Source organism: Promicromonospora sp. Marseille-Q5078, assembly GCF_050315395.1.
Taxonomy (GTDB): domain Bacteria; phylum Actinomycetota; class Actinomycetes; order Actinomycetales; family Cellulomonadaceae; genus Isoptericola.
In genome coordinates this window covers 1445140-1457839 of the sequence record NZ_JBNPQG010000001.1, presented here as the reverse complement: position 1 = coordinate 1457839, position 12700 = coordinate 1445140, and the positions used below count along the sequence as shown (strand labels likewise).

The window sequence follows — 12700 nt, the reverse complement described above, 5'->3', positions numbered from 1 at the left end:
CGGTGGTCGTCAGTAGTCGATGCGGGTCTCGAGGACACGCCACGCGTCGAACGGCGCGACGGCACTTCGGGTGCGCTCGTGGCGCACGGTCATCCCCCCACCGGTGGCCCCGGTCCCGGGCTGGTCCCCGAGCCGGCCGGCGAAGAAGTCGTAGAACTCGGCGTCGTCGAACCCGGCCGCCGCGGCGTCGTGGCGGTCGGCGGCGAAGTAGACGGCGTCGACGCGCGCCCACAGGGCGGAGGCGAGGCACATGGGGCACGGCTCGCAGCTCGAGTACAGGACGGCGCCCGACAGGTCGAACGTGCCGAGCTCGGCGCAGGCCCGCCGGATGGCGGTGACCTCCGCGTGCGCGGTGGGGTCGTTGTCCTGGGTGACGCGGTTGTTCCCCTCGACGACGCGGCCGTCGCGGGTGACGATCACGGCGCCGAAGGGGCCGCCGGCGTTCGCGACGCTGTCGACGGCGAGGGTGACGGCCTTCTCGAGGTGTGCTGCGGCCGGATGGACGGCCGGGGCGTCGGCCGCGCTGGTCGAACGGGTGCTGATCACGGCATTGCGGTCCATGGTGAGTCTCCACGGTTCGGGCAGCGACCCCCCGGGCGTGCCACGGGTCCGTCGGGGCCTCACCGGGGCCCGGTGCGGAGACCGGGTGCTCGGCGGGACGCTGCAGGCGAGTTGTCCTTCATGCCGCCTGGTAGATAGCTGCCGGTGTCGGATCGATCTCGTCGATCACCGCGCTGACGTCGACATCGACCTCAGCTCGGCCCGGGCCCGCCGTTGGCATTCGCGACGCTAGCAGCCGGTGACCGGCGCTTCAAGGATTTCGGAATCACATTTCCGTATCGCGGGCATTTCCGGGAGATGACAGCCGTCTCGCATCGTGGTCCCATATGGTGGACACGGACTGTCCCTGCAGGTCCGCCTGTTCCTAGAGTGTCCAAGGAACCGAGTGGCCACGACCCACTGCACCGGCCGGCGTCCGGACGCCGCACAGATGGAGGAACCATGCCTGCACCCACCGACCCGACGCCGCGCCTCGCCGAGTACGCGCACCCCGAGCGCCTCGTGACGACGTCGTGGCTCGCCGAGAACCTCGACACCCCGGGCCTGGTGGTCGTGGAGTCCGACGAGGACGTGCTGCTGTACGAGACGGGGCACATCCCCGGCTCGGTGAAGATCGACTGGCACACCGACCTGCTGCAGCCGGTCGAGCGCGACTACCTCGACGGCGCCGGCTTCGCCGACCTGCTCGCGAGCCGCGGCATCTCGCGCGACACGACCATCGTGCTGTACGGCGACAAGAACAACTGGTGGGCCGCGTACACCGCGTGGGTCTTCACCCTGTTCGGCCACGAGGACGTCCGCCTGCTCGACGGCGGCCGCAACCTGTGGGTCGCCGAGGGCCGCGAGCTCACCACCGACGTGCCCTCCCCCGCCCGTGGCGAGTACCCCGTCGTGGAGCGCGACGACGAGACGTTCCGCGCCTTCAAGGAGGACGTGCTGGCCCACCTGGGCAACGGCCCGCTCGTGGACATCCGCTCCCCGCAGGAGTTCTCGGGCGAGCGCCTGCACATCCCGGACTACCCGGAGGAGGGTGTGCTGCGCGGCGGTCACATCCCGTCGGCCCGCAACGTGCCCTGGGCCACCGCGGTCGCCGAGGACGGCACCTACAAGCCGCGTGCCGCGCTGGAGGCCATCTACCAGGAGGGCGGCCTCGGCCTCACCGCGGGCGACTCCGTGATCACCTACTGCCGCATCGGCGAGCGCTCCAGCCACACCTGGTTCGCGTTGCGCTACCTGCTCGGCATCGACGACGTCCGCAACTACGACGGCTCCTGGACCGAGTGGGGCAACGCCGTCCGCGTGCCGATCGTCGCGGGCGCCGAGCCCGGCGAGGTCCCGGCGGGCCTCAAGCAGAAGGCCGCCGCCTGACCTCGCCCCGCACCCCGTCGGTCGAGCCTGCCGAGACCCTGTCAGCCCTGACACGTGGTCGCGACAGGCTCGACCGACGTCTCCCCCTGTACGAGAGACTGGACCCATGACCGACGCCGCCACCCTGCCCGAGTCGCTGTCCGAGATCCGCGAGGAGTTCCTCGCCCTGCCCGAGCGCGATCGGCTGCAGCTCCTGCTCGAGTTCTCCCGCGAGCTGCCCGGGCTGCCGGAGCGGTACGAGACCGCGCCCGGCCTGCTGGAGCGCGTCGAGGAGTGCCAGTCGCCCGTGCGCGCCTTCGCGGAGGTCGACGGCGAGGTCGTGCACTTCTACGCGACCGCGCCCGAGGAGGCGCCCACCACGCGGGGCTTCGCGTCGATCCTCGCCCAGGGGCTGTCGGGCCTGTCGGCCCAGCAGGTGCTCGACGTGCCGGACGACTTCCCGCTCATGATCGGCCTCACCCGCGCCGTCAGCCCGCTGCGGCTCAACGGCATGGCGGGGATGCTCACGCGCGCCAAGCGACAGGTGCGCGAGCAGCTCGCGGCCTGAGGCGGGCACACCGCCCGAGGCCGCGAGGCGCGGGTTCGGGCTCAGAAGTCGAAGAGGTCGCCCAGGAAGGACTCCTTCTTCTTCTTGCGGCGGTACTCGTCGCGACGCGGGTCGTACCCGCGGTCGTCGCGGCGCCGGTCGTCGTAGCGCGGGTCGTACCCCCGGTCGTCACGGCGACGGTCGTCGTAGCGCGCCCGCTCCGGATACGCGGGGGCTCCCGCGGGGAAGGCGGCGGGCTCGGCGGGCCGCACGCTGCCGGCCTCCGCGGCGATCTCCGCCTCCATCGAACGGTCGATGATCTTGTCGAGCTCGCCCCGGTCGAGCCACACCCCGCGGCACTGCGGGCAGTAGTCGATCTCGACCCCCTTGCGCTCGGTCATCACGAGGACGGACTGGTCGTGCGGACACTGCATGGCGTGCTGCTCCTTCGTCGGCTGGTGGGGTCAACGGCCCGGACCGGCGTGGGGTTCCCGCGATGTGCGAGAGTGTGCCCATGACGGTGCTCGTGGCCTACAACCCGTCGCCCCACGGTGAGGCGGCCGTCCGGACCGCGATCGCGGAGGCGGCCCGGCGGGGACTCCCCCTGCAGGTGGTGCACCTCGCCCGGTCGGACGACCCGGTCGACGGCGACCCCCTCGACGGCCTGCTCGCGGAGACCCCTGCCGGCGTCGAGGTCCGGCCCGTCGTCCGGCGCGTCTCCGGCACGGAGCCGGCGGACGCGATCCTCGACACCGCGGAGTCCGCGGGCGCGACCCTCGTCGTGCTGGGGTCGCGCAAGCGGTCCAACGCCGGCACGTTCCTCATCGGGACGACGACGCAGCGCGTGCTGCTCGACGCCCCCGTGCCCGTGCTCGTCGTCAAGGACGCGTACGACGACTGAGGCTCGACGCCGTCCCGCGACACGCTCCGGGACCGGGCGGCGGGTGACGCCCCCGCCGGGTTACGGTGCGCGGCGTGAGTTCTTTCGCTGACTTCATCGCCGCAGCCAGCTCCTTCGTGTGGGGCCCCTTCCTCCTGATCCCGCTGCTGCTGGGCACCGGCCTGTACCTCACGGTGCGGCTCAAGGGCCTGCAGTTCCGCAAGCTCGGCCCCGCGCTCAGGCTCGGGCTGCTGCAGCGCAAGGAGGACTCCTCCGGGGGCGAGGGCGACATCTCCCACTATCAGGCGCTGACCACCGCGCTGGCCGCCACCGTCGGCGTGGGCAACATCGCCGGCGTCGCCACCGCGATCGGCATCGGCGGCCCCGGCGCCCTGTTCTGGATGTGGGTCACCGGCCTGCTGGGCATGGCGTCCAAGTACTCCGAGGCGTTCCTCGGGTCCAAGTTCCGGGTGGTGGACGAGAAGGGCGAGCAGCGCGGCGGTCCGCAGGAGTACCTCAAGCGGGGCATCCGCGGCCCGCTGGGCAAGATCCTCGCCGTCGCGTTCGCGATCTTCGCCGCGCTGGCCGCGTTCGGGATCGGCAACATGACGCAGACCAACACGATCGCGCAGTCCCTCGACGACACGTTCGGCGTCCCGCCGCTCGCGACCGGCATCGTCATCGTCCTGTTCGTGGGCGTCGTGCTGCTCGGCGGCATCAAGCGGATCGGCGCGGTCACGGCGTCCTTCGTGCCGACGATGATCGTCTTCTACCTCGTGGCCGGCCTCCTGGTGCTCGGCGCGAACGTCACGGCGATCCCCGAGGCCCTCGCCCTCGTCTTCACGGACGCGTTCACGGGCACGGCCGCCACGGGCGGCTTCGTCGGGTCCTCCGTCGCTCTGGCGCTGCAGTACGGCGTCGCCCGCGGCCTGTTCTCCAACGAGTCCGGGCTGGGCTCGGCCGCGATCGTCGCCGCCGCGGCGAAGACGCACCACCCGGTGCGGCAGGGCCTCGTGTCGATGACGCAGACCTTCATCGACACGATCATCGTGGTGTCGTTCACGGGCCTCGTCATCATCACGTCCGGCGCGTGGACCTCGGGCGAGGAGGGCGCGGCGATGACCTCGACCGCGATGTCGTCCGGCCCGCTCGGCCAGTTCGGCGCCGCGGTGGTCGCGATCGCCGTCGTCTTCTTCGCGCTCTCGACGGTGATCGGCTGGGCCTACTACGGCGAGCGGTGCGCCACCTCGCTCTTCGGGATCAAGGTCTCCCTGCCGTACCGGGCAGTCTTCACGCTCGTGTGCCTCGTCGGCGCCGTCTGGGAGCTGGACCTCGTGTGGGGCGTCGCCGACGTCCTCAACGGTCTGATGGCGCTGCCGAACCTCGTCGGGCTCCTCCTGCTGTCCGGGCTCATCGTGCGCGAGACGAAGGCCTACCTCGCGAAGGACCCCGACCTCACCGAGCCGCCGGCAGCGCTCGAGGACTTCGCACCGGCCCGATGACGTCGTCCCCGGGGACGACGAACGGCCGCAGGTCGCCGCGGGCGGCGTCCACCTGCTCGACGGGGACGCGCTCCACGCCCCCGGCCTCGGTGATCCACCAGCCGAGGTTGGGGGCGAGGGCGGCGTAGCCGTCGCGCAGCACGTGCCGCAGCACTGTGTCCGCGAGTCGCACGCCGTCGCGCCACGCCCCCACGACCTCCGCGGGGACGCCGTGCGGCGAGGCGCCGGTCGTCAGCTCCGCCGGGGACGGTGGCGCGGACGACGGCGCCGCCGGCAGCGCGAGCACCCGCAGGCCCCGGCGGAAGACGAGGCGGCCGTCGACCGTCGCGTAGCGCGGCCGCACGCGGGTGACCACGTTGAGGATCCGGAAGGGCCACGGCGGCGCCTGGTCCAGGACGAGGGCCGCGCGCGGGGTGAGCTGGCGCGCGAGCCGGTGCTCGTCGAACTGCACGCCCACAGCGCGCATCTCGGCGGCCATCCACTGCAGCGCGAGGTCCGACAGGCCGCAGCGCGCTCCCCCGCCGCCGACGTCGCCGTGCGTGCCGGGGAACCACACCTGCTGCACGCGGTCGGGCGGGTCGCCGTCGGGCACCGTCCACAGGCACGGCGCGAACGTGAGCCGGCGCTCGTCGATCGCGAGCGCCTGCCGGGCGGTCTGCACGGCGGGCGCGAGGGAGACGTCGTGGAAGCGGTTCTTGCGCCGCGACGGCCCGGGCACGCCCAGCGCGCCGACGGTGTCGAAGACCCCCAGGAAGCGGACCGGCACCTTGATCCCGTGCTCGGCCCGGAACCGCTCCTTCTCCGCCCGGACCTCGTCGCCCAGCCGCAGCACCGCTTCTGCCCGCCGGCGCCGCCACGACCCGGGCCGCGTGCGGGCCGCCGTGCGCTCCGCCCGCGCGACGCGGCGCGGCGTCGGCGGTTTGAGGCGGTAGACGCGCTCCGCCTCGCAGAGCAGCCCCGCGTCCTGCGCCTCCGTGGTCAGCAGGCCCACCTGCGAGAGCATCCCCACGACGCTGCGCGCGGTGTACGCGCCGCGCGAGTAACCGAGCACGTAGACCTCGTCGCCCGGCTCGTAGTTCATCGCCAGGAACCGGTAGCCGTCCACCACGTTGCGCGTGAACCCGTACCCGAACGCGCCGCCCAGCAGCGTGTCCACGAGGTAACCGCGGGCGCCGACGCCCGCCACGTAGCCGACGATCTGCTCGACGTCCGGGTCCGCGCTCCCCCCGGAGCGCAGCACGGACCGCGCGAGCTTCTCGATGTTGGACACCTGCGAGTTCACCGCGTGGTTCCACGTCCCGTCGCAGCACAGCACCAGTCGCTTCATGGTCGTCCCTCCACGTTTCTGGGAGGGCGCGCCCGGCGCGACTGATACCGCGGCCCGCAGGTCGAGCCTGCCGGGACCTCAGACGACGACGCGGATCACGGCGCTGTGGTCGAGCTCCGCGTCGCCGCGGTCGACCATCCGCTGGTACCGGTCGCGTGCCACCTCGGTCAGGGCGGTGTCGACGCCGAAGGCCTGCCCGGCGGCGATGCCGAACTCGAGGTCCTTGAGCTGGGTGCGGCACGCGCCGCCGTGGTCGTAGTCGCCCGTGAGGTAGCGGCGGGACTTGTCGGCGAGCAGCCGGGAGCCCGCCAGCCCGGCGCCGAGCACCTCGAGCACCGTGGCCAGGTCGAGGCCGCCGGCCTCCGCGACGGCGACCGCCTCCGCGAGGGCGTTGAGCGTGCCGCCCACGACGATCTGGTTGCACGTCTTGGTCAGCGAGCCCGCGCCCACCGGCCCCAGGTGACGCACCGTGGCGCCCATCGCGTCGAGCACCGGCCGGACCGTGGAGAGGTCGGCGTCCGCGCCGCCGGCCATGATGCTCAGGCTGCCCGCGACGGCCCCCTCGACCCCGCCGCTCACCGGCGCGTCGACGAGGCGCACACCGTCCGCCGCGAGCTCCTGCGCCCACGCCGTGACCGCCACCGGGCTCACCGTGCTCATCACCACGAGCACCGGGTCGGCCACTCCCGCCGCGCGCCACCCGGCGAGCAGGCCGTCCGGCCGCTCGACGACGTCGCGCACCTGCGGCAGGTCCGGGAGCATGACCACGACGACGGGCCGCGCGACGTCGGCGGGGGTCGCCGCGACCGTCGCGTGCGCCTCGTCCCGCGCGACGTCCTCCGCGCGCGACGTCGTGCGGTTCCACAGCGCGACGTCGAACCCCGCTGCGAGAAGATTGCGCGCCATCGGTGCCCCCATCGGCCCCGTCCCGACGAACCCGATCGTCGTGCCCTGCATCACTGACCTCCACCAGGTGACGCGCCACCGACGTCCGGAAGCACTGCACGGACGAGGCTAGTGCGCCGTGGGCCTCAGCCGCACGGCGCACTCTGCCCGGGGCAGGTCAGCGGTGACCCGTCACAGGCCTGCCGCGTCGACACCGTGCGTGGCCTGCTCCGTGGTGAAGCCCTCGAACTTCAGCTGGTCGATCAGACCGCTCCTGCTGAACGAGCTCGTGTCCAGGTACTCCTGGGCCTTCTTCGCCGCCTGCTCGGACCAGTCCACGTCGACGTGCTGGACAGCGAACTTGGCGTCGGCCGCGTCAAACCCCTCGAACTTCAGCTGGTCGATCAGCCCTTTCTTGGAGAAGGACGTGTAGGCCAGATAGCTCTCGGCACTCCCGACGGCGTTCTCCTGGCCTGCGGTCATCCCGTCAGAGTTCTCGGTGTCGTCGCCCGTTTCCTCAGCGGACTCAGCCGCCTCGCCCGCAGGCTCCTCGTCGACGGCCGGCGCGGCGTTCGCGGCGTCCGCCGCCGGGCTCTGCGTCGCCTCGTCGAGCGACTCGGCGAGGCTGTCCCGCTCCGCCGTGAGGTCATCGACCTGCCGCTGAAGCTCCTCGGCCTGGGCCGTCACCGTCACCGTCGGGCTCGGCTCCGCGTCGCCGCCCGAGCCGCCGATCGCACCTCCGACGGCAAGGCCCGCGACAGCCGCTGCAGTCGGGAGCATCCAGGCACGCTTGCGCGTCGGCTTGGTCGGGGCGTCGGGCGCGGACACCGGCTCTTGCGTGGAAAACGTCATCATCTGCTCCTTGTCGTGCGCCTGCTCGTCGCATGGTGCTGGTTCAGAGAGTGCGTGCTCGCGCCGGGCCGTCCTGAGATGACGTCGGCCGGGAGAGCGCGTGCGGCGTGGCGACGCTGGTGTTCACGCCGCCGCTCCCCGTCGAGTCCCGGTGGCTCAGTAGGCGCTCGCCTCGACGACCTCGAAGCTGGCGTTCTTCATGGCGTCCAGGTCGTTGTCCTCGACGTACTGGAACACGTCGACGGTCTCGGACTGACCCGCCCGGAGGTCGGAGGCGTAGGCCACGTCGTCGGCGATGCGGCTGCCGTCGTCGTCGACCGCCTCGATCGTCACGTCGTAGGACTGCGTCTCGTCCGAGGTGTTGGTCAGCGTCACCGGGAGCGAGGTCGTCGCCATGCCGTACTCGTCCTCCGTCGCCTCGTAGTCCCCGATCTCTACGGAGACGTCGTCGGCGAGGACCTGCTCGGTAGCGTCGCCGCTCATCTTGTCCAGATCAGCGGACGTCTCGTCGAAAGACTCCGAGACGGAGTCGGCCATCGCGCCGTACACCGCCTGAGAGGCCAGGACCCCACCACCGGAGACGATGGCGAGGATGATCGACGCGACCGCCAGACCCTTGCGCGGCGCTCCCTTGCGGGTCCGGACGAGGCCGATGATCCCGAAGACGAGGCCGACCAGGGCCAGGAAGAACGCGAAGTTGTTGATGATCGGGAGGAAGCACAGGACCAGCGCCACGGCCGCGATGACGAACCCGGTGATCGCCATGGCGTTGCCTCGGCGCGACGTCGGTGGGACAGGGGCGCCCGGGACGGGCTGGACGGGCGGGACGGGCTGGACGGGGACGTCCGGCGTGGGCGGGACAGGGGCGTTCTGGCTGGGCGGAAGGGTCTGGGCCACGGGTGCTCCTCGGTGCGGTGAACGGTGCGGTGAATGATGTGTCCGTCGCCGTGATCCGGTTCCGGACGCTCTGCCGTCCACCACGGTGCGCCTCGGCCGATGACCGGCACATCGCCCGACCGGGCAGACCCGGGTGCCCGTTCGGGTCGTTCCGTCGCCACCTGCGATGCCCGGTCGGCGGGCGCGCGGGCGCACGGGCCGCCGTAGTGTCGTCGCATGTTCGCTCGAGCGACGGTCCCGGCGGAGGGCCGGGAGACCGCGGACCCCGCCGGCGCCGGCGTCCCGCGCTGGGCGTCGGTCGCCGGCACGACGGTCGCCGTCGCCGCCTCGGCCGCGAGCTCGCTCGTGGCGGTCGCCTTCGCCTCGCGCGCCGCCCCGCCCACGAACGTCTGGATTCCCGCCCTGTACGCGGTGACCGCGATCGTCGGGCTCGCCCTGGCCGGCCTGCTCGTGCTCCGGCGGAGCCGCCCGCTCGCGCTCTGCCTGGGCGCGTCGGCGTGCTCGGTGCTGCTCCCCCTCGACTCGTCGGCGGCGCTCCTCGCGCTGCCGTGGGTCCTCGCCACCGGGGCCGTGCGGACGTGCCTGGCGGCCGTCGGCGCGACGACGGCCGCGACCGGGGCGGCACTCGTCCGCGACGCCCTGCGCGACCACGAGGCCCAGATCCTGGTGACGATCGACGAGCAGACGCGCGTGCTGTCCACCGACCCGACCGCCGCCGCGTACGTCGTCGTGGGCCTCGCCCTCCTGGCGTTGTCGACCGCCGCCGGCCTCGTGCGCCGCGCGCGGGTCTCCGCCGTCCGGGCGCAGGAGGAGCGGCGCGCGCAGTCCGCCGCGACGGCCGTGCTGCGCGACCAGGTGGCGCAGCAGGACGAGCGGCGGCTCATCGCGCGCGAGGTGCACGACACGGTGGCCCGCCACATGGCGGAGATCTCACTGCAGGCGTCGGCGCTCGAGGTCACGAGCGCAGCCGACCCGCAGGCCCGTCGCGTCGCGCGGGAGATGCGGGTCACGGCTCAGCGCGCGATCGCCGAGCTGCGCTCGTTGGTCACCACGCTGCGCTCCGGCGAGACCGTGACCGGGTTCCCCGGGGCGACGCTCGACGACCTGCACCCCCTGCTCGACCGGATGGCCGACGACGATCCGCGGCTGACGTCCACGGTGACCGTGACAGGCGGGCAGGACGCCGCGCCGACCCTGGTGCGCGCCACCTTCCGCGTGGTGCAGGAGGCCGTGACCAACGCCCACAAGCACGCGCGGGGCGCGCCCGTCGACGTCCGGGTCGACGGCTCGCCGTCGCGAGGCGTCGACGTCGAGGTCCGCAACCCCGTGCCGGGGCATGTTGCGGCCGGGGACAGCCCCCGGGAGCCGCTCCTGCCGGGCACCGGGACCGGGCTGCTCGGCATGCAGGAGCGGGCCGACGCGGTGGGAGGCACGCTGTTCGCCGGCCGCGAGGACGGCGCGTTCGTGGTCCGCGCCCACCTGCCGTGGGACTCGCGCGACAGCTGACCGAGGACGTCCCCCGGCGAACGCGCGAGCCCCGGGCTACCATCCGGGAGCGTGACGCGTGTCCTCGTCGTCGACGACGACCCGATGGTGCGGCGGCTCCTGACCACGGTGCTGACCGCGCAAGGCATCGACGTCGTCGGCGAGGCCTCCGACGGCGACGAGGTGGTGCCGGTCGTCGCGGAGCGGCGGCCCGACGTCGTGCTCATGGACCTGCACATGCGCCGGACCGGCGGGCTCGAAGCCATCCGCGAGCTGCGCCGCCGACCCGAGCCTCCCGCGGTCATCGCCCTGACGTCGTTCGGCACCGACGAGACCGTGGTCGCCGCGCTCGACGCGGGCGCGCAGGGCTTCCTCAGCAAGGACGACGACCCCGAGCACATCGCCCGCCACGTGCGCGACGTCGCCGCGGGGGCCGGCGCCCTCGACCAGGCGTCGGCCGGCGCCGTCATCCGTCATCTGAGCGGCAGCCGCCGCCTCGACACGCGCCGCGCGGACGCCCGGCGCGAGCTCGCCGCCCTCACCTCGCGGGAGCAGGAGATCGCGTCGTACCTGCCGCACGGCCTGTCGAACCGGGAGATCGGCGGGCAGCTCTTCCTCTCCGAGTCGACGGTCAAGGCGCACCTCGGGCGCGCGATGGCGAAGCTGGGCCTCGGCTCGCGCGAACAGCTCGCGGTGCTGGTCGACCGGGCGGGCGCGACGGCGACCCGTTCCGGTCCCTGACGTCTTAGCGCAGGCGCCGCAGGAACGCCCGCGTCCGCTCCTGCTGCGGGTCGCCGAGCACCTGGGCGGGCGTGCCGCGCTCGTGCACGCGGCCGGCGTGCAGGAAGACGACCTCGTCGGCGACCTCGCGGGCGAAGCCCATCTCGTGCGTCACGACGAGCATCGTCGTCGGTCGCCCGGCCACACCGTCGCTGCGCAGGGACAACAGCAGGTCGAGCACCTCGCCCACCAGCTCCGGGTCGAGCGCGGACGTCACCTCGTCGAGCAGCAGCAGCTCGGGCCCGTTCACCAGCGCACGCGCGATCGCCGCGCGCTGCTGCTGGCCGCCGGAGAGCTGGTCGGGGTAGGCCTGCGCCTTGTCGGCGAGCCCGACGCGCTCGAGCATCGCCAGCGCGGCCGCCTCGGCCTCCTGGCGCGGCACGCGGTGCACCACCCGCGGCGCGAGGGTCACGTTGTCGAGCACCCGCAGGTGCGGGAACAGGTTGTACTGCTGGAAGACCATCGCGAGCCGGGCGCGCACGGCGTCGGCGTCCACCCACGGGTCGGCGACGTCCTCGCCGTCGAGCAGCACCTGGCCGTCGTCGACCTCCTCGAGGAGGTCGACCACCCGCAGCAGCGTCGACTTGCCGGAGCCGGACGACCCGACCACCACGACGCACGACCCCTCGGCCACGTCGAGGTCGACGCCGTCGAGCACGACCTTGCGCGCGGCCCCGGTGCCGAACGCCTTGCGCACCCCGCGCAACGCCAGGAGCGGCGAGCTCATCGCACCACCCCCGCGCCGGCGACCCCGCGCAGCTCGCCCCGCCACCCCTGCCGCGCGGACCACGCGTCCACGAGGCGGGTCAGCGGGATCGAGATCGCGATGAAAAGCAGGCCCGCGACCACGTAGGGCGTGAAGTTGTAGTCGCCCGTCGTGGCGATCTGGGCGGCGCGGATCGCGTCGACGGCGCCCAGGATCGAGATGAGGCCGGAGTCCTTCTGCAGCGACACGAGCATGCTCGCCACGGGCGCGGCGACGTTCCGCACCGCCTGCGGCAGCACGACCCGCCGCACCGCCTGCCCGCGGGTCAGCCCGAGCGACCGCGCGGCCGCCACCTGCGACGGGTGCACCGACTCGATGCCGGCCCGGAAGATCTCCGCGAGGTAGGCGGTGTAGCAGACCACGATCGACAGCCCGCCGAGGAAGGCGGCGCTCACCGGCAGCCACGGCAGCCGCAGCGCCGGCAGGCCGAAGCCCACGAGCAGCAGCACGAGCAGCAGCGGCACGCCCCGGAACACGTCCACGTACCCGACGGCGAGGATCCGCAGAGGGAAGAGCGCCGGCACGCGCGACGTCCGCACGACGGCCAGCAGCAGCCCGACGACGAGGGCCGCGACGCTCGCCACGACCCACACCCGCAGGTTCAGCCAGAGCCCCGCCGCGACCTCGGGGAGCACCTCCCACGCCCGCTCGGGCGAGAAGAACGCCTCGCGCGCCCGCTCCCAGCCGGGCGCCGTCGTCACGACGTACACGACGGCGGCGACCACGAGGGCGGTCGCGACGCCCGCCACGAGCAGGGCCCGGCGGTGCTGGGTGCGCCGGTACGCCGTCCGGGCGCGCGCCCGCTCGGACGGCTGCCAGCGCTCCTCGGCGGTCGAGCCTGTCGAGTCCCCGTCAACCCTCATCGGCGAGC

Annotated in this window: 14 protein-coding genes; 6 read left to right on the top strand and 8 right to left on the bottom strand. The window is 73.3% G+C overall.

Annotated elements, in window-relative coordinates; translation table 11 throughout:
• Nucleotides 1-9 precede the first annotated feature (9 nt).
• On the bottom strand, nt 10-561 hold the full coding sequence (locus tag ACQFYA_RS06715) for a nucleoside deaminase (RefSeq protein WP_499122379.1): 552 nt from the start codon (nt 559-561) through the stop codon (nt 10-12).
• Nucleotides 562-1002: 441 nt separating this feature from the next.
• On the opposite strand from ACQFYA_RS06715, the gene ACQFYA_RS06710 reads away from it, so the two are divergent.
• Together ACQFYA_RS06710 and ACQFYA_RS06705 are read left to right on the top strand one after the other, a co-directional pair.
• Complete coding sequence (locus ACQFYA_RS06710) at nt 1003-1929, top strand: sulfurtransferase (RefSeq protein WP_499122377.1); 927 nt, start codon at nt 1003-1005, stop codon at nt 1927-1929.
• A 106-nt stretch (nt 1930-2035) separates the two neighbouring features.
• Complete coding sequence (locus ACQFYA_RS06705; RefSeq protein ID WP_499122375.1) at nt 2036-2476, top strand: SufE family protein; 441 nt, start codon at nt 2036-2038, stop codon at nt 2474-2476.
• 41 nt (nt 2477-2517) lie between these two features.
• On the opposite strand, the gene ACQFYA_RS06700 is transcribed toward ACQFYA_RS06705, so the two are convergent.
• Entirely contained in the window at nt 2518-2889 is a 372-nt protein-coding gene (locus ACQFYA_RS06700; RefSeq protein WP_499122374.1) for a TFIIB-type zinc ribbon-containing protein, read from the bottom strand.
• Between the two features lie 80 nt (nt 2890-2969).
• Between ACQFYA_RS06700 and ACQFYA_RS06695 the strand changes: the two genes are divergently transcribed.
• Both ACQFYA_RS06695 and ACQFYA_RS06690 read left to right on the top strand, forming a co-directional pair.
• Nucleotides 2970-3356: a universal stress protein gene (locus ACQFYA_RS06695; protein ID WP_499122373.1), complete on the top strand. Its 387-nt coding sequence runs from the start codon at nt 2970-2972 to the stop codon at nt 3354-3356.
• 74 nt (nt 3357-3430) lie between these two features.
• Nucleotides 3431-4837, top strand: a complete 1407-nt coding sequence (locus tag ACQFYA_RS06690) for an alanine/glycine:cation symporter family protein (RefSeq protein ID WP_499122372.1) — start codon at nt 3431-3433, stop codon at nt 4835-4837.
• On the opposite strand, the gene ACQFYA_RS06685 is transcribed toward ACQFYA_RS06690, so the two are convergent.
• The 4 genes from ACQFYA_RS06685 to ACQFYA_RS06670 form a co-directional block, all read right to left on the bottom strand.
• Nucleotides 4791-6164, bottom strand: a complete 1374-nt coding sequence (locus ACQFYA_RS06685; protein WP_499122370.1) for a T6SS phospholipase effector Tle1-like catalytic domain-containing protein — start codon at nt 6162-6164, stop codon at nt 4791-4793. The genes ACQFYA_RS06690 and ACQFYA_RS06685 overlap by 47 nt on opposite strands.
• Nucleotides 6165-6242: 78 nt before the next feature.
• A complete protein-coding gene (locus tag ACQFYA_RS06680; RefSeq protein ID WP_499122369.1) occupies nt 6243-7121 on the bottom strand; it encodes an NAD(P)-dependent oxidoreductase in 879 nt (292 codons plus the stop codon).
• Between the two features lie 120 nt (nt 7122-7241).
• On the bottom strand, nt 7242-7877 hold the full coding sequence (locus ACQFYA_RS06675) for an Ltp family lipoprotein (RefSeq protein WP_499122368.1): 636 nt from the start codon (nt 7875-7877) through the stop codon (nt 7242-7244).
• A gap of 180 nt (nt 7878-8057) precedes the next feature.
• Nucleotides 8058-8798, bottom strand: a complete 741-nt coding sequence (locus ACQFYA_RS06670) for an FxLYD domain-containing protein (RefSeq protein WP_499122367.1) — start codon at nt 8796-8798, stop codon at nt 8058-8060.
• Between the two features lie 216 nt (nt 8799-9014).
• On the opposite strand from ACQFYA_RS06670, the gene ACQFYA_RS06665 reads away from it, so the two are divergent.
• Nucleotides 9015-10304, top strand: a complete 1290-nt coding sequence (locus tag ACQFYA_RS06665; RefSeq protein WP_499122366.1) for a sensor histidine kinase — start codon at nt 9015-9017, stop codon at nt 10302-10304.
• 51 nt (nt 10305-10355) lie between these two features.
• A complete protein-coding gene (locus ACQFYA_RS06660; protein ID WP_499122365.1) occupies nt 10356-11024 on the top strand; it encodes a response regulator in 669 nt (222 codons plus the stop codon).
• Nucleotides 11025-11028: 4 nt separating this feature from the next.
• On the opposite strand, the gene ACQFYA_RS06655 is transcribed toward ACQFYA_RS06660, so the two are convergent.
• Both ACQFYA_RS06655 and ACQFYA_RS06650 read right to left on the bottom strand, forming a co-directional pair.
• A complete protein-coding gene (locus ACQFYA_RS06655) occupies nt 11029-11790 on the bottom strand; it encodes an amino acid ABC transporter ATP-binding protein (RefSeq protein WP_499122364.1) in 762 nt (253 codons plus the stop codon).
• Nucleotides 11787-12692 (bottom strand): ABC transporter permease subunit, encoded by a 906-nt coding sequence (locus tag ACQFYA_RS06650; protein WP_499122363.1) that lies wholly within the window; start codon nt 12690-12692, stop codon nt 11787-11789. Before ACQFYA_RS06650 ends, ACQFYA_RS06655 begins: the two co-directional genes overlap by 4 nt.
• Between the last annotated feature and the right edge of the window lie 8 nt (nt 12693-12700).

What these genes read in the sequence shown, in the direction of transcription:
- ACQFYA_RS06655 (WP_499122364.1), bottom strand. Translation starts at nt 11,790, where the DNA reads ATGAGCTCGCCGCTCCTGGCGTTGCGCGGGGTGCGCAAGGCGTTCGGC.
- ACQFYA_RS06695 (WP_499122373.1), top strand. Translation starts at nt 2,970, where the DNA reads ATGACGGTGCTCGTGGCCTACAACCCGTCGCCCCACGGTGAGGCGGCC.
- ACQFYA_RS06710 (WP_499122377.1), top strand. Translation starts at nt 1,003, where the DNA reads ATGCCTGCACCCACCGACCCGACGCCGCGCCTCGCCGAGTACGCGCAC.
- ACQFYA_RS06680 (WP_499122369.1), bottom strand. Translation starts at nt 7,121, where the DNA reads ATGCAGGGCACGACGATCGGGTTCGTCGGGACGGGGCCGATGGGGGCA.
- ACQFYA_RS06685 (WP_499122370.1), bottom strand. Translation starts at nt 6,164, where the DNA reads ATGAAGCGACTGGTGCTGTGCTGCGACGGGACGTGGAACCACGCGGTG.
- ACQFYA_RS06665 (WP_499122366.1), top strand. Translation starts at nt 9,015, where the DNA reads ATGTTCGCTCGAGCGACGGTCCCGGCGGAGGGCCGGGAGACCGCGGAC.
- ACQFYA_RS06715 (WP_499122379.1), bottom strand. Translation starts at nt 561, where the DNA reads ATGGACCGCAATGCCGTGATCAGCACCCGTTCGACCAGCGCGGCCGAC.
- ACQFYA_RS06700 (WP_499122374.1), bottom strand. Translation starts at nt 2,889, where the DNA reads ATGCAGTGTCCGCACGACCAGTCCGTCCTCGTGATGACCGAGCGCAAG.
- ACQFYA_RS06650 (WP_499122363.1), bottom strand. Translation starts at nt 12,692, where the DNA reads ATGAGGGTTGACGGGGACTCGACAGGCTCGACCGCCGAGGAGCGCTGG.
- ACQFYA_RS06705 (WP_499122375.1), top strand. Translation starts at nt 2,036, where the DNA reads ATGACCGACGCCGCCACCCTGCCCGAGTCGCTGTCCGAGATCCGCGAG.